Origin of the sequence: Paraburkholderia lebeckiae (assembly GCF_014201005.1) — a bacterium.
In the GTDB taxonomy this organism is placed as follows: Bacteria; Pseudomonadota; Gammaproteobacteria; order Burkholderiales; family Burkholderiaceae; genus Paraburkholderia; species Paraburkholderia tuberum.
Genome location: NZ_JACHDK010000004.1, coordinates 409204 through 435432 on the forward strand (window position 1 = coordinate 409204; position 26229 = coordinate 435432).

The 26229-nt window shown below is 64.8% G+C and carries 25 protein-coding genes; 16 read left to right on the forward strand and 9 right to left on the reverse strand.

Annotation, left to right across the window (positions count from 1 at the left end; translation table 11 throughout):
* Positions 1 to 35 precede the first annotated feature (35 nt).
* The 6 genes from HDG39_RS11030 to HDG39_RS11055 form a co-directional block, all read right to left on the reverse strand.
* Positions 36 to 380 (reverse strand): cupin domain-containing protein, encoded by a 345-nt coding sequence (locus HDG39_RS11030; RefSeq protein WP_018422376.1) that lies wholly within the window; start codon positions 378 to 380, stop codon positions 36 to 38.
* Positions 377 to 1369 (reverse strand): M14 family metallopeptidase, encoded by a 993-nt coding sequence (locus HDG39_RS11035; protein WP_184005804.1) that lies wholly within the window; start codon positions 1367 to 1369, stop codon positions 377 to 379. Before HDG39_RS11035 ends, HDG39_RS11030 begins: the two co-directional genes overlap by 4 nt.
* Positions 1370 to 1371: 2 nt before the next feature.
* Positions 1372 to 2850, reverse strand: a complete 1479-nt coding sequence (locus tag HDG39_RS11040; protein ID WP_184005806.1) for an NAD-dependent succinate-semialdehyde dehydrogenase — start codon at positions 2848 to 2850, stop codon at positions 1372 to 1374.
* A gap of 83 nt (positions 2851 to 2933) precedes the next feature.
* A complete protein-coding gene (locus tag HDG39_RS11045; protein WP_018422373.1) occupies positions 2934 to 4022 on the reverse strand; it encodes a tartrate dehydrogenase in 1089 nt (362 codons plus the stop codon).
* A 94-nt stretch (positions 4023 to 4116) separates the two neighbouring features.
* Positions 4117 to 5040, reverse strand: a complete 924-nt coding sequence (locus HDG39_RS11050) for a 2-hydroxyacid dehydrogenase (RefSeq protein WP_184005808.1) — start codon at positions 5038 to 5040, stop codon at positions 4117 to 4119.
* Between the two features lie 6 nt (positions 5041 to 5046).
* Complete coding sequence (locus HDG39_RS11055; RefSeq protein WP_184005810.1) at positions 5047 to 5931, reverse strand: GNAT family N-acetyltransferase; 885 nt, start codon at positions 5929 to 5931, stop codon at positions 5047 to 5049.
* A 319-nt stretch (positions 5932 to 6250) separates the two neighbouring features.
* Here HDG39_RS11055 and HDG39_RS11060 point away from each other — a divergent pair, with 319 nt between their 5' ends.
* The 11 genes from HDG39_RS11060 (at position 6251) to HDG39_RS11110 (ending at position 16630) form a co-directional block, all read left to right on the forward strand.
* Complete coding sequence (locus tag HDG39_RS11060; protein WP_184005812.1) at positions 6251 to 6865, forward strand: cupin domain-containing protein; 615 nt, start codon at positions 6251 to 6253, stop codon at positions 6863 to 6865.
* Between the two features lie 463 nt (positions 6866 to 7328).
* On the forward strand, positions 7329 to 8822 hold the full coding sequence (locus tag HDG39_RS11065; RefSeq protein ID WP_184005814.1) for an aldehyde dehydrogenase family protein: 1494 nt from the start codon (positions 7329 to 7331) through the stop codon (positions 8820 to 8822).
* Positions 8823 to 8927: 105 nt separating this feature from the next.
* Positions 8928 to 9596: a haloacid dehalogenase type II gene (locus HDG39_RS11070; RefSeq protein WP_184005816.1), complete on the forward strand. Its 669-nt coding sequence runs from the start codon at positions 8928 to 8930 to the stop codon at positions 9594 to 9596.
* Positions 9597 to 9678: 82 nt separating this feature from the next.
* A complete protein-coding gene (locus HDG39_RS11075) occupies positions 9679 to 10956 on the forward strand; it encodes an NAD(P)/FAD-dependent oxidoreductase (protein WP_184005818.1) in 1278 nt (425 codons plus the stop codon).
* Positions 10957 to 11033: 77 nt separating this feature from the next.
* Positions 11034 to 11837: an ABC transporter substrate-binding protein gene (locus HDG39_RS11080; RefSeq protein WP_184005820.1), complete on the forward strand. Its 804-nt coding sequence runs from the start codon at positions 11034 to 11036 to the stop codon at positions 11835 to 11837.
* Positions 11838 to 11951: 114 nt separating this feature from the next.
* Complete coding sequence (locus tag HDG39_RS11085) at positions 11952 to 12608, forward strand: amino acid ABC transporter permease (RefSeq protein ID WP_184005822.1); 657 nt, start codon at positions 11952 to 11954, stop codon at positions 12606 to 12608.
* Positions 12609 to 12626: 18 nt separating this feature from the next.
* Positions 12627 to 13403, forward strand: a complete 777-nt coding sequence (locus tag HDG39_RS11090) for an amino acid ABC transporter ATP-binding protein (protein ID WP_184005824.1) — start codon at positions 12627 to 12629, stop codon at positions 13401 to 13403.
* On the forward strand, positions 13400 to 13711 hold the full coding sequence (locus HDG39_RS11095) for a (2Fe-2S)-binding protein (protein ID WP_184005826.1): 312 nt from the start codon (positions 13400 to 13402) through the stop codon (positions 13709 to 13711). Before HDG39_RS11090 ends, HDG39_RS11095 begins: the two co-directional genes overlap by 4 nt.
* Entirely contained in the window at positions 13690 to 15066 is a 1377-nt protein-coding gene (locus HDG39_RS11100) for an FAD/NAD(P)-dependent oxidoreductase (protein ID WP_184005828.1), read from the forward strand. Before HDG39_RS11095 ends, HDG39_RS11100 begins: the two co-directional genes overlap by 22 nt.
* Entirely contained in the window at positions 15063 to 16235 is a 1173-nt protein-coding gene (locus HDG39_RS11105) for an NAD(P)/FAD-dependent oxidoreductase (protein ID WP_184005829.1), read from the forward strand. The genes HDG39_RS11100 and HDG39_RS11105 overlap by 4 nt, the downstream gene beginning before the upstream one ends.
* 11 nt (positions 16236 to 16246) lie before the next feature.
* Entirely contained in the window at positions 16247 to 16630 is a 384-nt protein-coding gene (locus HDG39_RS11110; protein ID WP_184005831.1) for a helix-turn-helix domain-containing protein, read from the forward strand.
* 110 nt (positions 16631 to 16740) lie between these two features.
* Here HDG39_RS11110 and HDG39_RS11115 read toward each other — a convergent pair whose 3' ends face one another.
* From HDG39_RS11115 to HDG39_RS11125, 3 genes are all read right to left on the reverse strand, one after another.
* Complete coding sequence (locus HDG39_RS11115; protein WP_018422359.1) at positions 16741 to 17244, reverse strand: Lrp/AsnC family transcriptional regulator; 504 nt, start codon at positions 17242 to 17244, stop codon at positions 16741 to 16743.
* Between the two features lie 88 nt (positions 17245 to 17332).
* Positions 17333 to 18733: an aspartate aminotransferase family protein gene (locus tag HDG39_RS11120; RefSeq protein ID WP_184005833.1), complete on the reverse strand. Its 1401-nt coding sequence runs from the start codon at positions 18731 to 18733 to the stop codon at positions 17333 to 17335.
* 260 nt (positions 18734 to 18993) lie between these two features.
* Positions 18994 to 19884, reverse strand: a complete 891-nt coding sequence (locus HDG39_RS11125) for a GNAT family N-acetyltransferase (RefSeq protein WP_184005835.1) — start codon at positions 19882 to 19884, stop codon at positions 18994 to 18996.
* A 314-nt stretch (positions 19885 to 20198) separates the two neighbouring features.
* Here HDG39_RS11125 and HDG39_RS11130 point away from each other — a divergent pair, with 314 nt between their 5' ends.
* The 5 genes from HDG39_RS11130 to HDG39_RS11150 all read left to right on the forward strand — a co-directional run bounded on the left by HDG39_RS11130 (position 20199) and on the right by HDG39_RS11150 (position 26222).
* The gene (locus HDG39_RS11130) at positions 20199 to 21779 is read left to right on the forward strand and encodes an ABC transporter substrate-binding protein (RefSeq protein WP_184005837.1); all 1581 of its coding nucleotides are present in this window, start codon (positions 20199 to 20201) and stop codon (positions 21777 to 21779) included.
* Positions 21780 to 21911: 132 nt separating this feature from the next.
* Entirely contained in the window at positions 21912 to 22865 is a 954-nt protein-coding gene (locus HDG39_RS11135) for an ABC transporter permease (RefSeq protein WP_026226132.1), read from the forward strand.
* Positions 22862 to 23854 (forward strand): ABC transporter permease, encoded by a 993-nt coding sequence (locus HDG39_RS11140; protein WP_184005839.1) that lies wholly within the window; start codon positions 22862 to 22864, stop codon positions 23852 to 23854. Before HDG39_RS11135 ends, HDG39_RS11140 begins: the two co-directional genes overlap by 4 nt.
* Positions 23854 to 25812 carry an ABC transporter ATP-binding protein gene (locus HDG39_RS11145; protein WP_260327709.1) on the forward strand — a complete coding sequence of 653 codons (1959 nt, stop codon included), beginning with the start codon at positions 23854 to 23856 and terminating at the stop codon, positions 25810 to 25812. The genes HDG39_RS11140 and HDG39_RS11145 overlap by 1 nt, the downstream gene beginning before the upstream one ends.
* An 80-nt stretch (positions 25813 to 25892) precedes the next feature.
* Positions 25893 to 26222, forward strand: coding sequence for a helix-turn-helix domain-containing protein (locus HDG39_RS11150; RefSeq protein WP_260327710.1), 330 nt, complete (start codon positions 25893 to 25895; stop codon positions 26220 to 26222).
* Positions 26223 to 26229: the final 7 nt, after the last annotated feature.

Here is a 26229-nt window from a genome sequence, read left to right on the forward strand (position 1 = left end):
TGACATGAGCAGCGGGATACCGGGTGCGTACGCCGTCAGAAGATCACATAGATCTTGCGCAGCGTTTCATCGATGTTCCAGAGTCCTTCCGTGTTGGCTTGGAAAAATAGCGTATCGCCGGCGGCGAAGCGGACCGTGTCTTCTCCGTCGGGCGTGAAGGTGCCACTGCCCTTGATGAAATGCATCACCTCCGCCTGCTTGACGGAGCGCCGATAGGTGCCGGGCGAGCACTCGAACACGCCGGTATCGATTGCTTCGTGACCGGGAATGACGTACTGGCGTCCCGATACGCGCGACGGTTCGGTACCGGGCAGGCCCGCGGTTCCCCAATCCTCCAGTGCGGAGACTTCCGCGGCTTGCCTGATCTGCTGAACTTTCATTGCGCTGTTTCCTGTTGTCGTGAGCGGAGGTCGATACGTCGCTCGATCCGGCCTAGCCGGACCACGGTGACACCGGCGCGCAACTGGCGCAGCGAGGGCATCACGAGCATGCAGTCATCGTACGGGGTCGAGACTGGCTGACCGTCGGACCATGCGATCACGGTGCCGGCATTGTCGAACGTCTCGAGGCCGGTGTAAGGGCCCGCGAAACGGAAATCCATGCTCTTTGCGACGACCGGTTCGGTCACGCGCACGATGCGCATTTCGTCGGGCAACGGCGCGATCCAGCCGGGCGGCAGGTCGGCTGCGTCGACGATGCCCGACAGCAACAGAAAGCGCGCGGTGCAGTCGCGCGCAACCGTCACCGCGCTGGCTTCCCAGTGCTGGCCGCATTCGATCAACAGGGCATTCTTCGGACTCGTGTCGTCGCCGAACCCCTCGTAGTCGCGCATCCGGCGGCCTTCGGGATGGCCTTCGTCCTGAATCACGGTGGCGGGCGTGCCGAGTCGCTCGGCCAGGTCGGCTCCCTTGCGCAGCGGCCCTGCGACGATCAGCGGCGCGCTTTTTTCATGCATCGAATGCAGGTCGAGCAGCAGATCCACTGTGTCGATCACCGGCCGCATCGCGCGCGCACGATCGAGTTCCGACGAGCGGGTCGCCAGATCGTCGAGCTTCGCGGCGGTCCAGACGCGGTTGAAGTCCTGATCGACGAAACGCGCTTTGTCTGGTGTCGCGGGATCGAACCGCGCATACGCGGCGACGTTCGCGAACGACAGCGTGAGCTTGCCGCGGCGCGGGCGCAGGCCGCTGCGCAACAACGCGTCGACGGTGATCGCGCCGCACACTTCGTTGCCATGCGTGAGCGCATTGATCATCACGTGCGGCCCGGCTTGGCCGGAGTCGAACGAGTGGACGTATGCAATGCCGGTATTGCCGTCGGCGTGCGCCGAGAGGTCCGGAAATTCGACTTCGATTGGATAGGCTTCCATGTTTACTCCAGACCTCCCTGACACAGATACTTGATCGACAGATAGTCATCGAGACCATACTTCGATCCTTCGCGACCGTAGCCGGATTCCTTCACACCGCCGAACGGCGCTGCTTCTGAAGCGAGCGCGCCTTCGTTGATACCGACGATGCCAGCTTCCAGCGCGCGCGAGACACGCTCGATACGGCGCATGTTCTCGCTATAGAAGTACGAGGCGAGCCCGAACGGCGTGTCGTTGGCGGCCTGAACCGCTTCCTGCTCGCTGTCGAATGGGAACAGCGGCACGACCGGGCCGAAGGTTTCCTCGCCGCACAACACCATCGACGACGTGGCGTTACCCAGCACCGTGGGCGCGTAGTAGTGCGGTCCCAACTCGGTGAGCCGTCGTCCGCCCGTCAGCACGAGCGCGCCGTGCTCGAGCGCGTCCTCGACATGACGAGCGATCTTGTCCACAGCGCGTTCATTGATCATGGGCCCGATCTGCGAGGCGGGGTCGCTGGCGGGTCCGACCCGCAGTTCGGCCACTTTCGCGCACAGCTGCGCGGAGAAACGTTCGTATACGCCGCGCTGCACGAAGACGCGGTTCGGACACACGCAGGTCTGCCCGCCGTTGCGGAATTTCGCCGCCAGCAGGCCATTGACCGCGGCATCGAGGTCGGCGTCGTCGAATACGATGAACGGCGCATTGCCGCCGAGTTCCAGCGAGAGCTTCTTCAGCGTGCCCGCCGATTCGCGCGCGAGATGCTTGCCGACGGGCGTCGATCCGGTGAACGTGATCTTGCGGACACGGCTGTCGGCGAGCCAGTCGCCGACCGTCTCGGCCGCCGCAGCACGCGAAGCCGAGATCAGGTTGAGCACGCCGTTCGGCACGCCCGCCTCGTGCGCCAGCATCACCAGTGCGATCGCGGTGAGCGGCGTGTCTTCCGCGGGTTTCGCGACCACCGTGCAGCCCGCCGCGAGCGCGGGTGCGATCTTGCGCGCGATCATCGCAAGCGGAAAATTCCAGGGCGTGATGGCCGCGACGACCCCGATCGGTTCCTTGACCGCGCTCATCCGTTTGCCGCGCTGCTGCTGCGGAATCAGGTCGCCGTAGATGCGGGTGGCTTCGTCGGCGAACCACGCGACGTACGACGCGCCATAGTTCACCTCGGCGCGTCCTTCGGCGAGCGGCTTGCCTTGTTCGAGTGAGATCAACGCACCGAGGGCGTCGCGATTCGCGACGATCAACGCGTGCCAGCGGTGCAGTACCGCCGCGCGTTCGCTGGCCAGCCTCGCGCGCCACGCGGGCAGCGCTTTAGCGGCGGCGTCCGTGGCCGCTCGTGCGTCGCTGGGGCCGCTGTCGGCAACTTTCGCGATCAGCTTGCCGGTCGCCGGATCAGTGACCGCGAAACGCCGACCGCTCGCGGCGGCGACCCACTCGCCGTTGATGAAGTTCTCCGTGCGGATCAGCGCGCGGGCCTGTTGTTCGAGATTCGTGCTCATATGAGGTCTCCGTGCCGGTTGGCATGCGATGGCAGAGCGCCCGACGCGCGCCGGGCAGTCAGTGCTGCCTGCTCTGTGAGTGATCAGGACGGGTTGGCGACCTGAGCCGCGATCGCCGCACCGACCTCCGTGGTCGATGCACTGCCGCCCAGGTCGCCCGTGCGTGGGCCTTCCTTCAGCACCCGCGTGATCGCGGCGACGATGGTGTCGTGCGCATCGCGCTCGACACCCGCGCCGTTGCCGAGAAAGTCGAGCATCATCGCGGCCGACCAGATCATCGCGACCGGATTGGCAATGCCCTTGCCGGCGATGTCGGGCGCCGAGCCATGCACCGGCTCGAACAGCGACGGAAAGCGCCGATCAGGATTCAGGTTGCCCGACGGCGCGATGCCGATCGTCCCCGTGCACGCCGGCCCGAGATCGGAAAGGATGTCGCCGAACAGGTTCGACGCGACCACCACGTCGAAGCGATCCGGGTTCAGCACGAAGCGCGCGCACAGGATGTCGATGTGCTGACGGTCCATCTTCACATCCGGGTAGCGGGCGGCCATTTCATCGGCGCGGGCGTCCCACCAGGGCATGCTGATCGCGATACCGTTGCTCTTCGTTGCAACCGTGAGTTTTTTCGCTCGACGCTGTGCAAGGTCGAACGCGAACTTCATCACGCGCTCGGTGCCGTGGCGCGTGAAGATCGACTGCTGCATCACGACTTCGCGCTCGGTGCCTTCGAACATCGTGCCGCCCACCGACGAATACTCGCCTTCGGTGTTTTCGCGCACGATCATGAAGTCGATATCGCCCGGCTTGCGGTTAGCGAGCGGACAGGGCACGCCTTCGAACAGCCGCGCGGGGCGCAGGTTCACGTACTGGTCGAATTCACGGCGGAACTTCAGGAGCGAGCCCCACAGCGAAATATGGTCGGGCACCTTGTCGGGCCAGCCGACCGCGCCGAACAGAATCGCATCGCAGTCCCGCAGTTGCGCCTTCCAGTTGTCGGGCATCATCTGGCCGTGTTGCGCGTAGTAGTCGCACGACGCCCATTCGATATGGCGGTAGTCGATGCCGATGTCGAAGCGTTTGCACGCGGCGTCCAGCACGCGCAGGCCTTCGGGCATCACTTCGGTGCCGATGCCGTCGCCGGGAATCACGGCAATGCGGTATTTGCGGGTCATACGTATCTCTCCTTGCCGTGATCGCGCGCCGTCTGCTGACGCCGCGCGGGTGGCGAAATGGGGTTGCGTTCGGGGGTCGGGCCGCGCATGGGTATCAGTAGCCGCGCGTCCGGTCGATCAAGCCGATCATCCGCACGCCGCTGCGATAGCGGCGCAGGTTTTCCAGTATCGCATCGACGGCCGATTCGGGCCGCGTCGCGCTCGCGATATGCGGCGTGATGCGCACGCGCGGTTGCGCCCAAAGCGGATGATCGGCGGGCAACGGCTCCGGGTCGGTGACATCGAGCACCGCGCTGTGAATCTGCCCGCGTTCCAGCGCGTCGAGCAGATCGGCGCTGACGAGTTGCGGTCCGCGGCCGACGTGAACCAGCGACGCGCCTCGCGGCAGCATGTGGAATACCCGCCGGCAGAGCAGGCCGCGCGTCGCGTCCGTGAGCGGCAGCAAACAGATCAGGATGTCGGCACGGGCAAGCAACTCGTCGAGCCCGGCCTCGCCCGCATAGCAGTCGATCCCTTCGAGCTCATGCTTCGAGCGGCTCCAGCCCGCGCAGGCGAAGCCGAACAACCGCAAACGCTCCAGTACCGCGCGGCCAAGCATGCCGAGGCCGAGCACGCCGATTCGACGCGACGCGGCGGCGCGCAACGGCATCGGCTGCCATACGCGCGCCCGCTGCTGCAACCCGTAATCGAACAGATCGCGGTGAATCGCCAGAACCGCCTCGGTGACATATTCGACCATGCCTTCGACGATGCCCGGCTCGAGCATCCGCACCACCGGCAGATGCGCCGGTATCTGCGACAGATCCAGTTGATCGACTCCCGCGCCGACCGAAAACACCACTTCGAGATTCGGCAGCGTGAGCGCGAGGTCTCCCGGTTGCCACGCGACCAGATAGCGCACGGCCGTGGGATCGCCGATGTCCGGCCACACCCGGAACGGCACGTCGGGCGCCAGCTGCGCGAAGCGCTCGGCCCATAGCGCTCCACGCGCCGGATCGGCTTTGTAGAGGACGGTCATTGGCGGTTACGCCATCGCCTGATTGATGATGCCGAACGCGCGCCAGTTCGGGTCCGGGGCCACCTCGCGCGCGTCGGCGGGCGCGTTGCGCACCATCTTTTCGACCGAGTCGACGCGCGGCATGCCGACATGGGTCAACCAGTCGTTGATGCCGGCGTCGTCCGGCACGTCGATCCGCACGAAGTCGCCGGCGTGCTGCGCGAGCCAGTACGAAATCAGTGCGCGGGCACGCAGATCGTCGGCCCCATGCAGCGCGACCACCGGTCCAACCGAGTAGCCGCGTCCGAACGGACGGAACAGCGAGAAACCGACCACTTCGCCGTCACGTTCGAGAACCACGGCTTGCGCGAACTCGAGCAGCGCCGGTATCGTCGCGCTGCGGTCGAAGCCGCTCGCGCGCGACGCGAGTTCGATCAGCTTCGGCGTGTCGTCCGGCCTCGCGGCACGCAACTGTTCGCCGGGCGGCGGCGCGACAGCGGCCACGCTGCCGAGCGTGCCCTGATGCTGGGTGAGTCCGCCGCAGCTGACGAAGCCGAGCTTTTCGTAAAGCGGCTTGCCCGCGACCGTTGCGTGCAGGAAGGTCACGCGGTTGCCGAGTTCTTCGAGCACCAGTTCCATCAGCTTGCGGCCAATGCCACGGCCCTGTTCGTCCGGCGAGACGATCACAAGGCCGAGCGTGCCGCGGTCCGCGCCGAATTTCCAGCAGAGCGCGGTGCCGATCACGGCGCCATTGTCCTCGGCGACGAAGCCGGTGCCGGCGTCGTACATGAAGCGCCAGTCATCGGCGCGGTGCGGCCAGCGCACCGCAACCGAGAGGCCGTGCGCGGCGGCGATGTCATCGGAAGTGAAGCGGCGATAGGTCAGTGATTTCTTCACGGTTGATTCGGACACTGCAAACTCCTGCTGGCGGCATGATCAGCCTAGACTGTGGCATTCCCAGTGCCTGCTTCATAGGACGATCTTTTTGTTATTCGGGCCGGTGCGTGGTCGGGTCTGGTTCACGGCGGCAGCGACGCGCAACGCAATTGCACTGGTATTTTTGGCGTTCACCCCGCGGGTGCTATATTCAATATAATGCTTAACAATTGAACGGACGTTCATTGTAACGAAGCGGCTGGCGCTTCATCGGATGCGACCGTCCGCGCCCCAGCACAACAACCGCACCGGCGGCACATAGGCAGCCGGGCGCACCGTCATCAACGGGAAACACATGCAGCGAACAGAGCTCAGCAGGAAGCGCGCGGCCGACCCGGGTCACGGCAACGTCGGCGCTCGTCTGCGCGCGCTGCGCGTCGCGCAGGGTCTGTCGATCAACGAACTGGCGATGCGCGCGGGCGTGTCGGTCGGCACCGTCAGTCAGGTCGAGCGCAACAAGGCCAATCCGTCGGTGCGTATTCTCGAGCGCCTGCGCCTGGCGTTGGAAGTTCCGCTGACCACGCTCCTCGAAGAAGACGACGCGGTCTCGGACCCGGTCACCGGCGATTTCGTGCGCAAGGCGGCCGAGCGGCCGCTGTTCGAAGTCGGCAAGAACGGCATGCAGAAAGAATTGCTGTCGCCGCATGGCGATCACGATTTACAGATGATGATCATCATGCTGCCGGCCGGCTCCGGTTCCGAAGAAGTGCTGGTGGGCATCGGCGAGAAGGCGGGCCTGGTGCTGGAAGGCACGGTCGTGCTGAATGTCGGCGACCGGCGCTCCGAACTGCGCGCGGGAGACAGCTTCCAGTTCAAGAGCACGGTGCCGCATAGCGTGCGTAACGAAAGCAGGAAGACTGCTCGTTTGCTGTGGATCATGAACACGCAGCCGCCCGTCATTCATCTTTGATCTGTTTGTTGTACGGGAGCCGCATGTCGTGCGGCATGCGGCGCTGTCCTCCCTCTCTTTTCCTCGCTCGCTCTGACGCATCGCGTCCGGTTCGCACGGACGGCGGCTGACGTCAACGCCTTTCTTTCTCTCATTCACTTTTCGGTTTTGCGTTGCACGACGGAACGGGCGTGTCGCGTAGCCTCGCTCGTGCGCGCCCCAGCCGTGCGGGCTTGCGGCCCGTGCCTACCAGTGCGGCGGTGCGTTCTCCGAGGCAGGCAATGTATCGCAGCGCACAACGAACTTTTCACAAAGTTTATTTTTGACCACTAGTATTTCATTTCGTGTTCATTAAAATGAACTTCATCCGATGTTCGTTCATTCGGCGGTCGAGATGGCGAACAGCAGTACCGAGTGGTGCCAGCCTCATCAGTGCGTAAGCGCACGCTGCGCCACACACTTGAACCTACTGATCAAGCCGGACATGTCCACTCCGTCACTCGATTTCGATCCTTCAGCCGTGCCGTTGCCGCAGGGGCATTTCATTGGCGGTGCGTACTATTCGGCGGGCGAAGCGCAGATCGCCGTTCACCGGCCGTCGGACGGCGCGCTGCTTGGCCATGTGCCGGACGCGTCGGACGCCACCGTCGATCACGCAGTCGGCAATGCGCTAGCGGCATGGAAGACGAGCGGCTGGGGCACCCGCTCTCCGCGCGAGCGCGCGAAGGTGCTGAGCCGCTGGGCCGATCTGATCGATCGCGATGCGGTGAGCCTCGCCCAACTCGAAACGGTCAGCTCGACGCGTCCGGTGACGGAAAGCTATACATCAGATGTGCCGTTCACCGCGGAGGCGATCCGCTTCTTCGCGGAGCTGGCCGACAAGCTCGGTGGCGATATCGCGGCCACTCGCCGCGACAGTCTCGGTTTTGTTGCATCGGAGCCGTACGGTGTGGTCGGTGCGATTACACCGTGGAATTTTCCGCTGTCGATGTGTTCATGGAAGTGCGGTCCCGCGCTCGCGGCGGGCAACGCGGTCGTGATGAAACCGTCGGAAATGACGCCGTTCTCGACGCTGCGTCTCGCGGAACTCGCCATCGAAGCCGGCATTCCGCCCGGCATCTTCAACGTGGTGAATGGCCGTGGAGCGACGGCGGGCGCCGCGCTGACGCGTCACCCAGGCATCTCGAAGATGAGCTTCACCGGTTCGACCCGCACGGGCGCCGCGATCATGAGCGACGCCGCGATGCATGGCACCAAGCCCGTCACGCTGGAACTCGGCGGCAAGAGCCCGCAACTGGTGTTCGAACATGTGCGGGACCTCGAGCATACGGCGCGCTGTGTCGCCCGCGGCTTTACGGCCAACGGCGGCCAGGCCTGCGTGGCCGGCACGCGGCTGATCGTGCAAGAGCGCATTGCCGAGCCGCTGATCGCCGCCATTCAACGGCAACTGCAGCCGATCGAGCCCGGTCCGCTGTGGGACAACCGCACCGCTTATTCGCCGATCATCAATGCCGCCCAGGCGCGACGCATCGAAGCGCTGATCGGGCAGAGCCGCGAGAGCGGCGCGGAACTGATCTTCGGCGGCGGCTTTTTCGAAGGCACCGACGATGGCTATTTCCATCGCCCGACGCTGCTCGCCAATGTGACTTCAGAGACGCCCGCCGTGCGCGAGGAGCTGTTCGGCCCCGTGTTGACGATACAGACATTCAAAGACGAGGAAGAGGGCATCGCGCTCGCCGCGCATCCGATTTACGGTCTCGCGGCGGGGGTCCATAGCAGCGACATCGGTCAGGCGCTGCGGGCGATGCGCCGCATCGCCGCGGGCACCATCTGGATCAACCGTTACGGCCGCAGCGGCGACATGATCATTCCGACGGGCGGCTTCGGCCAGTCCGGTATCGGCAAGGATCTCGGCCGCGAAGCGATGGCGGCGAGCATGCGGCACAAGAGTGTGCTGATCGATTTCGAAACGCTGTGAAGCACGGCTTACACCGGATATACGCAAGCATCAACCGCACTGATTCAACCCGAAACTGAACCCCGAGCCTGCAACCAGGTTCGCCACGACGACAGGATGTTGACCATGATCGATTTCGAGCCGAAGTACATCACTTTCGACTGCTATGGCACGCTGACCAACTTCCAGATGGGCCAGACCGCGCGCGAGCTGTACGGCGACAAGCTGGGCAAGGCGAAGATGGATGAGTTTGTCGAGTTCTTCCGTGGCTACCGCCTCGACGAAGTGCTGGGTGCATGGAAGCCCTATCGCGACGTGGTCGTGAACTCGGTGCGCCGCACCTGCGAACGCACCGGCGTGCCGTTCGACGAAGCGACCGCACTGAAGATCTACGAGGCCGTGCCGAGCTGGGGCCCGCACGCGGACGTGCCGGAAGGGCTGTCGCGACTGGCCTCGAAGTACAAGCTCGTGATCCTGTCGAATGCGTCGGACGACCAGATCCACAGCAACGTCGACAAGCTCGGCGCGCCGTTCCACAAGGTCTACACCGCCCAGCAGGCACAGGCGTACAAGCCGCTGCAGAAAGCCTTCGAGTACATGTTCTCGCAACTGGACTGCAATCCGGAAGACGTGCTGCATGTGTCGTCGAGCTTCCGCTATGACCTGATGACCGCGTACGACATGGGCATCAAACACAAGGCGTTCGTCAATCGCAGTCACGAGCCGCTGAACCCGTATTACGGCGTCAACGAAGTGTCGGGCATTCCGCAACTGGCATCGCTGCTCGGCCTCTGATTCGCACGTCGGGCCTTCTCACGACATCGCTTCGCGCGCGCCGCTGAAAGCGGCGCAACCAACCGACAGGAACGCATCAACGATGAAGCTCGACTCCTACTGGCTCGACACTGCGCCACGCTTTACCGGCGGCGCCCAGGGTCCGCTACCGCAGCGGGTGGACGTTGCGGTGGTCGGCGGCGGCTTCACCGGGCTGTCGGCTGCGTTGGAGCTGGCCAAACGTGGCATGTCGGTGATCGTGTTCGAGGCGGGTCGACTCGCGGCGCAGGCATCGGGCCGTAACGGCGGCCATTGCAATACGGGCGTCGCGCAGGACTACGCCGCGTTGTCCGCGCGCATCGGCAGCGAACGCGCGTCGGAGTTCTACCGCGCGTATGCCGGCGCCGTCGAAACGGTGAAAACGATCATCGGGGAGGAGCGGATCGATTGCGATCTGCGCCACTCCGGGAAGATCAAACTGGCCGCGAAACCGCAGCATTTCGCGTCGCTCGCGAAGTCGTACGAGGTGTTGCGGCGCGAAGTCGATCCCGATGTCGAACTGGTGCCGCCCGAGCAGATTCGCAACGAGATCGGGTCGGACAGCTTTTTCGGCGGCCTCGTGCAACGCAACGGCATGCAGATGCACATGGGCAAATTCGGCGTGGGTCTGGGCACGGCAGCGGCGCGGCGTGGGGCGCAGATCTACGAGAACACGCCGGTGACGAACCTCGAGCCGCGCGGCGGCAACGCGTTCGACGTGCAGTGTCCGCTCGGGACGGTACGTGCAGAGCGCGTGCTGATTGCCACCGGCGCGTCGCAGGTCGGTCCGCTGCAATGGTTCCGGCGCCGCATCGCGCCCGTCGGCAGCTTCATCGTCGCAACCGAGCCGCTTGGCAAGGCGCGCCTCGATGCGGTGTTGCCGACGCGCCGCTCGTATGTGACGACGCTGAACATCGGCAACTATTTTCGTGCGACGCCGGACGAGCGTCTGCTGTTCGGCGGCCGCGCGCGCTTCGCGATGTCGAATCCGCGTTCGGACGAGAAAAGCGGGCGGATTCTGCGTGATGGGCTCGCACGCTATTTCCCGCAACTGGCCGACGTGCGCATCGATTATTGCTGGGGCGGTCTCGTCGACATGACGGCCGACCGGCTGCCGCGCGCGGGCCAGCATGAGGGACTGTTCTATTCAATGGGCTACAGCGGCCACGGTGTGCAGATGTCGGTGCACATGGGCCGTCTGATGGCCGACGTGATGTTCGGCGCCGCCTCGCGCAATCCGTGGCGAACGCTCGAATGGCCCGCGATTCCAGGACATTTTGGACGCGCGTGGTTTCTGCCGCTCGTCGGCGCGTATTACAGGTTGCAGGATGTACTGCATTGAATGGATCGACTGATCGCTACCGTTAGATGGTCGGGCAGCGCGTAGATTGAAAATCACTATTCCCAGAGGAAATCCCCATGTTGCGTTTCATGTTCCAGCCTGCAGCCGCCGTCCGCTTCAACACTGTGCAGCGCTTTGCCGCCGGCGCCGGCCTCGCGATGACGATGATGTTCGGCGCCGCCCACGCTGCCGAAACAGCGACGCTCACCGCGGGCTCGCCGCCGTCGAGCGCGCCGACCACGTTCATGAACGTGAAGACGCAGCAGATCGAAGGCCTGATGCCGGATGTCGTCAAGGAGATCGGCAAGCGCGAAAACTTTAACGTCTCGTACGACGCGGTGCCGTTCTCGGCGCTGATCCAGTCGGTGGTATCGGGCAAGATCGACATCATCGTTGCCGGCATGACGCCGACGCCGAAGCGCGCCGAAGTGGTCGATTTCTCGCAGCCGGTGACGGCGTTTGGCGAAGGCATCATCGTGAAGGACACGAACAAGGCGGTCTATCACTCGGTGCAGGACCTGAAGGGCATGACGATCGGGGCGCCGACCGGTACCGACTACGGCGATCAGTTGAAGAAACTCGGCATCTTCACCGAAGTGAAGATGTATGACAGCCCCGCCGACATGACGCGCGATGTCGCGCTTGGCCGCATCGTCGCGGGCTTCAACGACTATCCGATCCTGAAGGCCCAGGAAGCAGCGGGCGCGATGGCGGGGACGCGGGTCGACGACGCGTATGTGCCGATGGAAAAGTTCGACATCGCGATCGCAGTGAAGAAGGGCAACAGCGCGCTGATGGCGAAGATCAACGACGCGCTGACGAAGATGAAGGCCGACGGCACGCTCGACGCGATCCTCAAAAAGTGGCACCTCGTGAGCTGATTGGCTTCGCGTGAAAAGAGCCGTGCCCGCGGCGACGCGGGACTCGTCCTGCCAGGTCCGTCGCGCAGCGGCGCGGCGGACTGAACGAATACGAAGAGCAATGGAAGGCACGACATGCACTGGCAAGATATAGCCGACTTTGTACCGATTTTGCTGCAAGGCGCGGTGATGAGCATCGTCATCACGCTGGGTTGTCTGCTGTTGAGCACCGTGCTCGGCCTGACCTGGGCATTGTTGAAGATGTCGCGCTATCCCCTCGTCGTACGCGGTGTGAGCACGATGATCAACGTCGTGCGCGGCCTGCCGATGATCGTGCTGCTGTTCTACATCTACTTCGTGCTGCCGGAAATCCACATCCAGGTGTCGGCGCTGCAGGCCAGCATCATTGGGCTTGGTTTCGGTTACTCGACTTACGTCGCGGAAATTTTCCGGGCGGGTATCGAGGCAGTCGATCCGGGCCAGTACGAAGCCGCGCAGTCGATCGGCATGGGCCGCGTGAAGACGATGATACGGGTGATCCTGCCGCAGGCGATCAAGGTCGCGCTGCCGCCGTACAGCAACACGCTCGTGATGATGCTGAAGGATTCATCGCTCGCGTCGACCATCACGGTCGCCGAAATGACGCGCGAAGGCCAACTGATCGCGTCGTCGACGTTTCAGAATCTGACGGTATATACGCTCGTCGCGCTCGGCTATCTCGCGATGAGCTTGCCGCTGATGAGCATGACCCGCACGCTTGAACGACGTTTCGGTCGGCACAGGGCGAGATAAGTGCGAAGTGAGGATGCGATGATCGAAATCACGAATGTGCACAAGAGTTTTGGCACCGTGCCCGTTCTCAAGGGCATTTCGCTCAACGTCCGCCAGGGCGAAGTGGTCTGCCTGATCGGTGCGTCGGGCTCGGGGAAGTCCACCCTGCTGCGCTGCATTAACGCGCTGGAGTCATACGACGAAGGCGAGATTCGTCTGCTCGGCGAGCGCGTCGAACAGCGCGCGCGTAACATCAACCAGTTGCGCACCCAGGTCGGCATGGTGTTTCAGCGCTTCAACCTGTTCCCGCACCGTACGGCGCTCGAGAACGTGATGGAAGGGCCGGTGCACGTCAAGCGCCTCGCGCGCGCGGACGCGCAACGCGAAGCGTCTGAACTGCTCGACAAGGTGGGGCTCGGCCACAAGCTGCACGCCTATCCTCATCAGCTTTCGGGCGGGCAGCAGCAACGGGTGGCGATTGCGCGCTCGCTCGCGATGAAGCCGAAGGCGATCCTGTTCGACGAGCCGACCTCGGCGCTCGATCCAGAACTGGTCGGCGAAGTGCTCGGCGTGATGCGCACCCTCGCACGGGAAGGCATGACGATGCTGGTGGTCACCCACGAAATGGGCTTTGCGCGTGAAGTGGCAGACCGGGTGTGTTTTCTGCACGCGGGACTCATCATCGAGGAGGGCACGGCGCAGCAGGTGCTGGGCTCGCCGCGCGAGGCGCGCACCCGCGAGTTCCTGCGCCACGTGCTGACCAATCGCAGCGACGCTCATGTCGCGCCCGACGGTATGGCAGGAGCCGCGGCATGAACGGCAGATTCGTACGCGTAGGCGAGACGGTTCGCGCCAAAGTCGAACTGACGATCAACGGCGCGCCGGTCGAAGCGCTGGCCGGCGACACGCTGCTCACTGCGATGCTGTGCTCGGTGCGGCATGTGCGGCAGTCCGAGTTCGGCGCGGAACAACGCGCGGGCTTTTGCCTGATGGGCGCGTGTCAGGACTGCTGGGTATGGACCGCCGATGGCGAGCGGTTGCGCGCCTGCACCACGGTGGTCGAAGCAGGCATGCGCGTCGTCACGACGCAACCGGAGGCGCAATGGCCGAACCCCGCATCGTAATCGTCGGCGCAGGGCCTGCAGGGGTGCGCTGCGCGCAAACGCTGCTGGCGGCCGGCATCCGCCCGATCGTCGTCGACGAGGGCAGGCGCGATGGCGGCCAGATCTACCGGCGTCAGCCAGATGGCTTCACGCGGCCGTATTCGAAGCTGTACGGCACGGAAGCCGCGCGCGCGGAGAACCTCCATCGAACTTTCGAGCGACTGCGCCCGCAGATCGATTACCGTCCGCAGACGCTGGCGTGGAACGTCGCGCAAGGCAAGCTGCATATCGTGCATGAAGGACACGCGAGCGCGTTGCGCTACGATGCGCTGATCCTGTGCCCCGGCGCGACCGACCGGTTGATGCCGGTCAAAGGCTGGCAGTTCGCCGGTACCTACAGCCTCGGTGCCGCGCAGATCGCGCTGAAGTCGCAGGCCTGCGCGATTGGCCGTCAGGTCGTTTTCATGGGTACCGGCCCATTGCTATATCTGGTCGCGAACCAGTATGTGCAGGCGGGCGCCAGGGTAGCGGCAGTACTCGACACGTCGAAGACCGGTGCGCGCTTGCGCGCGCTGCCCAAATTGCTGGCGCGCGTCGACGTATTGCGCAAGGGCCGCGCGCTCGTGACCGCATTGAAGCGCTCAGGCGTGCGGGTGGAAAACGGCATCGAGCCGCTCGAAATTCTCGGCACTCCGGACGACGGCGTGCTTGGCGTACGCTTTCGCGATGCGCGCGGCAACGTCTCGCAGGTCGAATGCGACGCGGTCGGTCTCGGCTATCACCTGCGGCCGGAAACCCAGCTTGCCGATCTCGCGCGCTGTGCGTTCCGTTTCGACGCGATCACGCGGCAATGGGTGCCGCAAATCGACGAACTCGGTCGCAGTAGCGAAAAGGGCGTCTATATCGCGGGCGATGGCGCGCGCGTGCTCGGCGCGGACGGCGCCGAGGTCGCCGGACGGCTCGCGGCCCACGCTGCGCTGAGCGATCTCGGGCGGCCCGTTGCGGCGACCACGCTCGACGCGTTGACGCGTGAACTGCGCAAAATGGATCGCTTCCGGCTCGGTCTCGTGGAGGCGTTTGCGTGGCCTGCCGCGCAGGCGGCGCGTCTGTCCGACGATACGATCGTTTGCCGGTGCGAAGGCATCACCGCGGGCGAACTGCGCCGCGTGGTGCGCGATGAAGGCGCGCAGGAAGCGAACCGTGCCAAGGCCTTTAGCCGTGTCGGTATGGGGCGCTGTCAGGGACGTTACTGCGGCCATGCGGGTGCGGAGGTGATCGCGGCGGCGGCGAACGTGCCGCTCGAGCAGGTTGGCAGACTTCGTGGACAGGCGCCGGTAAAGCCGCTGGCCATCGCAACCGTGGAGGATACCGAGTGAACCGTGCACAAGCCGATGTTCTGATCGTGGGCGGCGGGTTCATGGGGGCGTCCGCCGCATTTTTTCTGAGGCAGCGGGGCCGCTCGGTGATCCTGCTCGAGCGCCAGCTCGTCGGGCAGCAGGCGAGCGGCACCAACTTCGGTAACGTGCGCCGTCAAGGGCGCTTTCTGCCGCAGTTGCCGCTGGCGAACCGTTCGCGCGAAATCTGGGGGCGTCTGCCGGAATTGATCCAGCACGACGCCGAGTTTCTGATGTCGGGCCATGTCCGCGTCTGTTATCGCGAAGAGCAGGCCGACCAGTTCGAAACCTATGCGAAGGAGGCCGCGCACTACGGTCTCAAGCTCGACCTGTTGCGCGGCGACGCGCTGCGCGCGCGGTTTCCGTTTCTCGGTGCGGAGGTGCTGGCGGGCTCCTATTCGCAGATGGACGGGCACGCGAATCCGCGCCTCGCGGCGCCCGCGTTCGCCCGCGCCGCGACTCGGCTCGGTGCGCAGATCGTCGAAAACTGCGATGTCGTGACGGTGGAAAAAGAGGGCGCCGAGTTTCGCGCCACGAGCGCCGATGGCCGCACGTTTCATGCGCCCGTGCTGCTGATCACGGCGGGTGCGTGGGGCAACCTGCTGTCCGAGCAATTTGGCGAAGCGGTGCCGATCGCCGTCAACGGTCCACAGATGGCCGTTACCGAACCCGTGCCGTATGCGATCCAGCCGGTGGTCGGCGTGTCGTCGCCGCAGATCGAAGAGGTGGTGTATTTCCGCCAGGTCGCGCGCGGCAATATCGTGATCGGCGGCTGCGCGCGTGCGCCTGCGTATCTCGACGAGCGTCGCGCGAAGGTTCTCCCGTCAAGCGCGTTGCTGCAGTTCAGACAGCTGCAGCGGGTCGCGCCGATGCTGCGCAAGCTGAGCATCATCCGGGTGTGGAGCGGCGTAGAGGGCTATATGCCCGATGACAAGCCGATCATGGGCGCAAGCGGGACGACCAGCGGCCTGTTCTATGCGTTCGGTTTTTGCGGCCACGGTTTTCAGCTTGGTCCGGGCGTAGGCGACACGATGGCCGAACTGATCGACACCGGCGCCACCAGCACGCCGCTCGAGCCGTTCGACATCCGCCGCTTCGCGGCCAGTCGGGAGACGGCACCGACAGTGCCGCCCACGTCGCGCGTTGCGTGAGCGGAGCGTCGATGCTGAGCCTGAGCCCAACCTCATTATCATCCGCGCCTGAGCTTGCGGGCGCGAGCCGTCATCCGACGCGCGCGCCGAATCGCGTGAGCCGTGCCGTGCAGCGTGCGCTCGACTTCATCGATGCCTGTTTCGCCGAGCCGATCAGCCTGACCGAACTGGCGGCCGTCGCGCAGTTGAGCATTTCGAGGTTTGCGGTGCGCTTCAGCGCGGAGATTGGCGTGTCGCCGCAGCAATATGTGCGGCTAGTGCGCGTACGGCATGCGCAGTGCCTGTTGCGACGAGGCTTGCCGCCGTCGATCGTCGCGACCGAGGTGGGCTTCTTCGATCAAAGCCATCTATGCCGGCACTTCAAACGTGTGCTTGGCAGAACGCCGGGGGAATAGCTGAGCGCGAACGGTTGACTGCAAGTCGACAGGCCACCGGCGTCGCGCCGGTGGCCTCGAACGCATTCGACCCGATCGGGCCGGCGCGCGCAGCCGAAACCATCACCGCTTCATTGATGCTGCTGCGAGAAGAGCGTTTCCAGCGGGAATTCGGATTTCACGAATGGCGTCTTGATGATGACGTAGCTGAAATACTTCTCGATGCCGATGTCGCGCTCCAGCAGCCCTTCGATCACGCTCTGATAATGATTGACGCTGCGCGTGACGAACTTCAGCAGGTAATCGTAGCCGCCGCTCGCAAGATGGCATTCAATGATCTCGTCCACAGGACGGATCGCCGCCTCGAACTTGGCGAAGTCTTCGCGACGATGGTCGGCGAGCGTGACTTCGGTGAACACGATCTGCACGTCACCGAGTTTCTGCAGTTGGATATGTGCGCCGTAGCCGACGATATAGCCGGCCTTTTCAAGCCTTTTTACGCGAATCAGACAGGGGCTCGGCGAGAGCCCCACGGCGTCCGCAAGCTCGACGTTCGTGATACGGCCTTTCTTCTGGAGTTGCGAAAGAATACGCAGGTCGATCCGGTCCAGCTTCGTGTCGCCGCTTGTCGTCATGTATCGGTCTGCCCGTCGAAGGTTCTGCTTTTCGCTTCGTTGCGCTTCGCCTTGGTCAAGCAACGCGCAGGCCGATGTTATCACGCGCTCAGGCGGCCGCGCGGCTCGCGCCGCGCAATGCGGCACGCACCTCCGCCTGGTCGAGCACTTCGTCGAGCGTGCGCCGCAGACGGCCGAACAGTTGTTCGAACTCGGCCTCGCCGAAGCAGAGCGCGGGCGCGAAACCGAGAATGCTGTCGCCGAATGCGCGGAACACGAGGCGGTTGCGGTAGGCTGCCGCCGTGATCCGGTCCGGCAGCTTCAGCGACGGATCGAAGCGTGCCCGCGAGTTCTTGTCCGCGACCAGTTCCAGCGCGCCGAGCAGCCCGCGATGACGCGAGTCACCCACCAGCGGATGATCGAGCAGCGCGTCGAGCCCGGCGGCAAAGCGCGGTGCCTGCGCGATACCGTTCGCGAGCAGACCGCCCTCCTGATAGAGACGCAGTACTTCGAGCCCGATGGCGGCGCTCACCGGATGCGCGGAGTAGGTTTGACCGTGACCGACGACCGCGGTATCGCGCGCATCGCCTGCAATGCCCTGGTAGATTTCGTCGGACATCAGTACCGCGCCCATCGGCGCATAACCGGAGGTCAGCCCCTTGGCCACCGTCATCAGATCCGGCTCGACCTGTTCGGCCTCGCACGCGAAGAGCGGGCCGGTACGACCGAAGCCCGTGATGACCTCGTCGGCGACGAACAGGATGTCGAGGCGGCGGCACGCGTCGCGCATCGCCTTTAACCAGCCGACCGGCGGCACGATCACGCCGCCCGAACCCTGGATCGGCTCGCAGAAGAACGCGGCGACGTTCTCCGCCCCGAGTGACGCGACTTTCGCTTCGAGCGCGGCGACGGATGCGGCGATCAGCGCTTGCGCGTCGCTGCCTTGCGGCTGACGGTACGCATACGGCGACGGCAGATGGTGCTGGTGCGGCAGCGGCAGGTCGAAGTTGCGGTGGAACGCGGGCAGCGCAGTGAGCCCCGCGCCGACCGACGACGATCCGTGATAGCCACGTTCGAGCGCGATCATCTGCTTTTTCGCCGGGCGCCCCGTTGCATTGAAGTAATGCGTGATGAAGCGTATCGCGGAGTCGATCGCATCGGAGCCGCCGAGCGTGAAATAGACGTGCTGCAGCGAAGCGGGCGCAAGCGACACCAGTTTAGCGGCGAGTTCGATCGCCGGTTCCGACGAAAAGTGGAAGTAGGTGGTCGCGTAGGGCAGCTTCGTCATCTGGCGCGTCGCCGCTTCGACGATGCTCTGCTGGCCGTAACCCACGTTCACGCACCACAGGCCCGCAAATGCGTCGAGCAGTTCGTTGCCGTCGATATCGCGCAGATACGCGCCCTGGCCGGATTCGAGCACGGTGGTGCCGCGCGCCTCGTGCGCGCGATAGTTGATGACCGGGTGAATCAGGTGCTTGCGGTCGGCGTCGATCAGCGATGAGTTTGACATGATGGTGGTTCCCCGCACGTGGCGATCAGGTAAGAGTCACCCCTCGATAGTAGCGACAGCCGTATGCGTGCCGTTCAGCCAAAAAAAAGCCTAAAGAGCGTCGACGCAGCGTTTTTCACCCCGCAGACAGCATTTTCTGCTGGGCGTGCTTAATAGCAGGGCGAACCCCAACGCTGCCGTGCATGAGCGACCGTGTTTGCATGTGGAAGAGAGATGCGCCGCGGTGCAGCGGGTTCAGGTTCAGCGTGGCTTCACCTGGCTCAGGTGAGCGACTGCGCGATCACCGCATACTGATGCAGCCCCGGGTCGGCGCGGCTCGACTCGCCATCGGCTGGCGCGGATGCAAGCCGGCGCATCTTCACGACCGTCTCCGAGCGTGCGAGACCGAGGCCGGTTAGCCAGTCGCGCAGGCCGTGTCCGTGCGGCACGTCGATGCGCACCAGCGCGCCTTCGTTCAGCGCGAGCCAATGGCTGATCAGCGCCTTGGCCCGCACGGCGTCGGGAAACGCGCTGGCGACGACAGGGCCGATCACGAAGCCGCGTCCGAAGCGGCGGAACAGCGAGAAGCCGAGTAGTTCGCCGTCGCGATCGAGCGCGATACCGTCGGCCAGATCGAGCAGCGGCGGCAGTACGTGGCTGCGATCGAGGCCGCTAGCGCGTGATTCGAGCGCGACGAGTTGCTGCGTGTCGCTCGCCCCGAGCGGGCGCAGCCGCTCGTTGGCGGGCAGTGCAACGAGCGGCGGCCGGAACGCCGCACCCTGCATCTGGTCGAGCGCGCCGCAACGCTCGAAGCCGAGCGCGTCGCACAACGGCTGGCCAGCCTCGGTCGCATAGAGCGTGATGTCACGCTTGCCAAGCTCGTCGAGCGCGTGCGCGAGCAACGTGCGGCCGATACCCACGCCGCGATGCTCCGGCGCAACGATCAGCATGCCCAGCGTCGCCTGATCCGCGCCGAACTTCCAGCAGACCACGGTGCCGACCAGCGCGCCAGCCGTCTCGGCGACGAAGCCGATCCCGGTGCGTGCCGAGAACCGCCAGTCTTCACGGCGATGCGGCCAGCCGATCGCGGCGGACAGGCGTTGAGCGGCAGGGATGTCGTCGGCTGTCAGGCGTCTGTAGGTGAAACGTGCGTGAGGCGTTGGATCGGACACGGGGCGCTCCGTGAATAGTCGGCCGTGCCGCGACTGTTGCACGTTGCCCGGTCATTGACTAGTACGAACTTCTCATCGTGGGGGGCGTCCTGTCCAGAACATCAGGGTCAACGCCAGGAGCGGCAAATCATGCTGTTTTGACCACTCAAAACCATGTTTTCGAATGGTCGAATCCACCGATACGCGATCAACGCCATTTTTTGCAGTGCTTAAATCGATTCATGCAATGCCGCCGCGCCGCGACCAGCACGCGGAGCGCCGTCGAACACCAATGCTGGATACCCCGCGTTCAATCACGAGTGAGGAGCAGTTGCATGTACGACGACCCAATCAAAACGGGCGGCTTCAGCCGCCGTGACATGATGCGTTTGCTGGCCGCCGGCGGCATCCTTGCCACCGGCGCGGGAGGTCTGCTGGCGGGGGCTCGCCCGGCATTCGCGGCACCCACGCCGAAGAAAGGCGGCAAGATCCGGGTGGCCTACGACGCATCCTCGACCGCGGATACGCTCGACCCGGCCAAGGGTTCGGCAGGCTCCGATTACATCCGCTTCTTCATGTTCTATAGCAGCCTGACGCAGCTCGATTCGTCGCTGACGCCGAGGATGAATCTCGCCGAATCGATCGACACCAGCGACGCGAAAGTGTGGGTGATCAAACTGCGCAAAGGCGTCACGTTCCACGACGGCAAGCCACTCGCGCCCGCCGATGTCGTCTACTCGCTGATGCGTCACAAGAATCCGGCAACGGCGTCGAAGGTGAAGACGCTTGCCGAACAGTTCGTGGAGGCGAAGCAGACCGGTCCCAACGAAGTCACGCTGACGCTCGCGTCCGCCAACGCGGACCTGCCCGTGATTCTTGCCACGCCGCAATTCGTGATCATCAAGGACGGCACGACGGACTTCACGACCGCCGTCGGCACCGGCCCGTACAAGCTGAAGACGTTCAAGCCCGGCGTTTCGACCGTCGGCATCCGTAACGACAATTTCTGGAAGACCGGCGGCGGCCCTTACCTCGACCAGATCGAGCTGATCGGTATCGGCGATAACGCGGCACGGGTGAATGCGCTGCTGTCCGGCGATGTTCACCTGATCAATTCCGTCGATCCGCGCGCGACGCAGCGCATTGCCGCGACGCCGGGCTACGAGGTGCGCGAGACCAGGTCGGGCCTCTATACCGATCTGATCATGCGCCGCGACAACCCGCTGACGGGCAACCCCGATTTCGTGCAGGGCATGAAGTATCTGTTCGACCGTGACCAGATCCGCTCGGCGGTGTTTCGCGGTTATGCGGTGATCGGCAACGATCAACCGATTCCGCCCGGACACCGCTACTTCGATGCGTCGCTGCCGCAGCGTCCCCACGACCCGGACAAGGCGAAGTTCCACTTCCAGAAAGCCGGAGCAATCGGTACGACGCTGCCGCCGATCTATGCGACCACCGATGCGAACGGCTCGATCGAGATGGGTGTGCTGCTGCAGCAGTCCGCCGCGAAGATCGGCGTGAACCTGGACATCAACCGCGTGCCGGCGGATGGTTACTGGTCGACGCACTGGATGAAGCATCCGCTCGGGTTCGGCAACGTCAATCCGCGCTCGAGCGCCGATGTGCTGTTCACGCAGTTCTTCAAGTCGGACGCCCCGTGGAACGAGTCGGGCTGGAACAACCCGAAGTTCGACCAGTTGCTGGCCGCGGCCCGCTCGGAAACCGACGATGCGAAACGCAAGCAGATGTACGGCGACATGCAGGTGCTGGTATCGGAGCAGGGCGGCATTGGCATCCCGACCTTCCTGAGCCTGCTCGATGCGAACGACAAGCACTTGCAAGGGCTTCAGCCCGTGCCTACCGGCGCGATGATGGGCTTCAACTTCGCCGAGTACGTGTGGTGGAACGCGTGACCCGCTGAAGCGCCCGGACGCGGCGGGTGGCCCCCGCCGCGCCGCTCGCGGCAGGTAGCCGCAGCGCACCCGAGCGGCACGGCTCATGTGTGACTCGCCGTGTCGCGCAGCCTAACCGAGGAGCTCATGCCCATGAACGGGAATATCGCCCAGTTGATCGGCCGGCGCGTCGCCGTCACTGCGCTGACGCTGCTGATTGTCTCGATCATCATCTTCGTGATCACCAACCTGTTGCCGGGCGATGCCGCGCAGGCCGCACTCGGCCAGTCGGCGACGGCGGATACGGTCGCGGCGCTGCGGCTGCAGTTCGGCCTCGACCAGCCGGCATACCTGCGGTACTTCCATTGGCTCGTCGGTCTGCTGCACGCGAACTTTGGCGTCTCGCTGTCGAGCAATCTGCCGGTGTCCGAGATGATCGAAGGGCGCCTGCCGAAGTCGCTGACCCTCGCGGCGATCACCACCGGGGTGTCGGTGCCGATCGCGGTGTCGGCGGGCATTCTCGCGGCAGTCAAGCGCGACTCGCTGATCGATCGGATCGTGAGCCTCGGTACGCTGTCGCTGGTCGCCACGCCCGAGTTCCTGATCGCGACGCTGGCGGTGCTGGTGCTGGCCGTCAAGCTGCACTGGCTGTCAGCGCTGTCGTACAGCGGTGAGATCGAGAGCCTGCACGACTTTCTGCGCGCGTATGCGATGCCGGTCGTCACGCTGTGCGCGGTCGTGATCGCGCAGATGGCCCGCATGACACGCGCCGCGGTGATTGAGCAACTCAGTTCTTCGTATGTGGAAATGGCGATGCTCAAGGGCGCGAGCCCCGCCCGCGTGGTACTGCGCCACGCACTGCCGAATGCGATCGGCCCGATCGCCAATGCAATCGCGCTGAGCCTGTCTTATCTGCTTGGCGGCGTGATCGTCGTCGAGACCATCTTCAACTACCCGGGCCTCGCCAGCCTGATGGTCGACGCGGTCAGCAACCGCGACTTCCCGCTCGTACAGGCCTGCACGCTGCTGTTCTGCCTCGGCTATCTGCTGCTCGTGCTGCTAGCCGACCTGTGCGCCATCATCTCGAACCCGAGGCTGCGGACATGACGATTCTTCGACCTTCTTCCGATGCGTCTCACCGGCTCGGCGCGCTCGAACCGGTGCAACGCAGCAGCATGATGCCGCAGGGCGCCGATCCCGCGCGGTCCTGGGGCGGCGGCGGAGGCCCGGCGCCTCGACCGGTGCGCCGCCGCAGCCTCGCGCAACGCATGAACCTGTCGACCGGCGGCTGGATCGGCCTGGCGATGGTCAGTTGCGCGTTGTTCGTCGCGGCGTTCGCACCGTGGATCGCGCCGCATTCGGTCGGCGCGATCCTCACGCCCGACGTATTCGCGGGCTTCAGCGCGAAGCTGCCGTTCGGCTCCGACTACCTGGGTCGCGACATGTTGACCCGCATCATCTACGGGATGCGCCTGACGGTCGTGCTCGCGCTGGCGGCGGCGCTGCTCGCGGCGCTCACGGGGACCATGCTGGGACTGCTCGCGGCCGTGGCCGGCCGCCGGATCGACGAAACCATGAGCCGGCTGCTCGATGCGGTGACGTCGATCCCGTCGAAGATGTTCGCGCTGATGATCGTCGCCGCGTTCGGCTCGTCACTGCCGTTGCTGATCGTGACCGCGGCGATCAGCTATATGCCGGGCTCGTACCGAATCGCCCGCTCGCTGGCGGTCAATATCGGCACGCTCGAATACGTGCAGGTCGCGCGGGCGCGCGGCGAAAGCGCGCTCTACATCGCGTGCTTCGAGATGCTGCCGAACATGATTCATCCGATACTCGCCGACACCGGACTGCGCTTCACTTTCGTCGTGCTGCTATTGAGCAGCCTGAGCTTTCTCGGTCTCGGCGTGCAGCCGCCGTATGCCGATCTCGGTTCGCTGGTACGCGAGAACATCGCCGGCCTCGGTGAAGGCGTGCCGGTCGTGATCCTGCCCGCGATCGCAATCGCGATCCTCACGGTCGGCGTGAACCTGCTGATCGACGGACTGCCGCATCATGGCCGCCGCAAGGGCATGCCTGATGCCGATGGAGGTCACTGATGAAGGCACCCTTTTTCAGACGTGCCCAGGCGGCCTTTGAGGCCATCTCGAGGACCGCGCCGTTACCCCCGTCGAATCTGGTCGAGGTACGGGGCCTGCGCGTGGTGGGAAGCCGGCCCGGCGAGCCGGATACGACGATCGTGCATGACATCGACTTCGAAATTGCGCGCGGCGAGGTGCTCGCATTGATCGGCGAATCGGGCTCGGGCAAGACCACGATCGCACTGTCGCTGATGGGCCATGCACGCAGCGGCTGCCGCATCGCGGGCGGCGCGATCCGGGTGGGCGACACCGACGTGCTCGGGCTCTCGCCGAAAGCGCTCGCGGGATTGCGTGGCCGCAAGGTTGCCTACATCGCGCAAAGCGCGGCCGCTGCGTTCAACCCGGCGCGCGCCATCATGGACCAGGTGATCGAAAGCGCGCTGATTCACGGCACGCTCGGCAAGCGCGCCGCGCGGGCCAAAGCGGTCGAACTATTCCGCGCGCTCGCGCTGCCGGACCCGGAGACGATCGGCCGGCGCTACCCGCACCAGGTGTCGGGCGGCCAGTTGCAGCGGCTGATGGCGGCGATGGCGCTGATCACCGACCCCGAACTCGTGATCCTCGATGAACCGACCACGGCGCTCGACGTCACCACGCAGATCGACGTGCTGCAAGCGTTTCGCAGCGTGATCCGCCAATGCGGAATGACGGCCGTCTACGTATCGCACGATCTGGCGGTGGTCGCGCAGATGGCGGATCGCATCGTCGTGCTAAGCAACGGTGAAATCCGCGAAACGGGCCGCACTGAACAGATTCTGCATGCGCCGGCGCACCCGTATACGCAAAGCCTGATTGCTGCCGTGACGCCCGTCGCCCCGGCTGCCTCCACCTCGGCGGCTCCCGGCGCAGCCCAGCCGAACACGGCGCCGCTGCTCGAACTGCGCGGTCTGACGGCCGGCTACGGCCGCACCGACGCGAAGGGCTGGCCGCACAAGGTCATTCTGCGCGACGTGGACCTCGTGATCGATCGTGGTCAGACGGTAGGCGTGATCGGCGAATCCGGTTCGGGCAAGACGACGCTCGCGAAGGTGATCGCCGGGCTCGTGCCGATGGCGCGCGGCAATCTGCTGCTCGACGGTGAGCCGCTCGCCGCCAACCTCAGCCGCCGCAGCCGCGAACAGTTTCGCTGTATCCAGATCGTGTTCCAGAACGCCGACACCGCGCTTAATCCGACACACACCGTCGAGCGCACGCTGGCGCGTCCGCTGAAGTTCTATCACGGCATGAAGGGCGAGGCCGCGCGGCGCCGCGTCGCCGAACTGCTCGGCTTGGTGCGCCTGCCTGCCGAGCTGGCGCAGCGGCGCACCGGAGAGCTGTCGGGCGGGCAGAAACAGCGCGTGAATCTCGCGCGGGCGCTGGCCGCCGAACCCAAGTTGATCCTGTGCGACGAAGTCACGTCTGCGCTCGATACGGTGGTCGGCGCTGCCATTCTCGAGCTGCTGCGCGATCTGCAAAAGAAGCTCGGCGTGTCATATCTGTTCATCACGCACGACATCGCCAAGGTGCGTGCGATCAGCGACGACATCGTCGTGCTGTACGCGGGGCACCGCGTCGAGACGGGCAACCGCGACGCGTTGTCGGCGCCGCCGTATCACCCGTATTCGCATCTGCTCGTGTCGTCGGCGCCGGAGCTTCGCGCCGGCTGGCTCGAACAAGCGGGCGAGCGTTGTCATCAGACGTTGCCGCCGATCGGTGAGTCGACTCATGAACCGGAGCTTTGCACATTTCTCGCGCGATGCCCGATGCGCATCGACGGTGTCTGCAATCGCACGTCGCCGAGCGTGCGCACGCTCGCGAGCGGCGCGCAGGTGCTGTGCCATCGCAGCGAAGCGGAACTGGAGCGATACCAGAGCGGGCCGCCCGACGGTGCTGCTGCGGCGAGCGTGCTCGCGCAGTCTGGCACGGTGCGGGTCTGATGCCGCTACGAAAACGTAGCGCGAGGGGATAGAACATGACCGGAGTCTTCTACGACTGCACAGGCGATAGGACAGTGGGGATGTCGCGCGCGATCAGGCGGGCCGTGGCTTTTATCGAGAGCTCGTTCGCGCAGCCCGTCAGCCTCGCGACGCTCGCCGGCACCGCCGGGTTGAGTGTTTCGCGCTTCGCCACCCTGTTTCGCAAAGAGGTGGGTATTTCGCCTCATCGCTATGTGTGTCTGGTGCGAATTCAGCACGCTAAACGGCTGTTGCGTGACGGCGTGCCGCCCTGTGAGGTCGCTGCCGAAGTCGGATTTTTCGATCAGAGTCACCTTGGCCGACACTTTCGGCGCGCGGTCGGCGTGACGCCGGGGCATTTCGTTGCTTCGCCCGAGGCCAGGCTTAGCTAGACCGGCT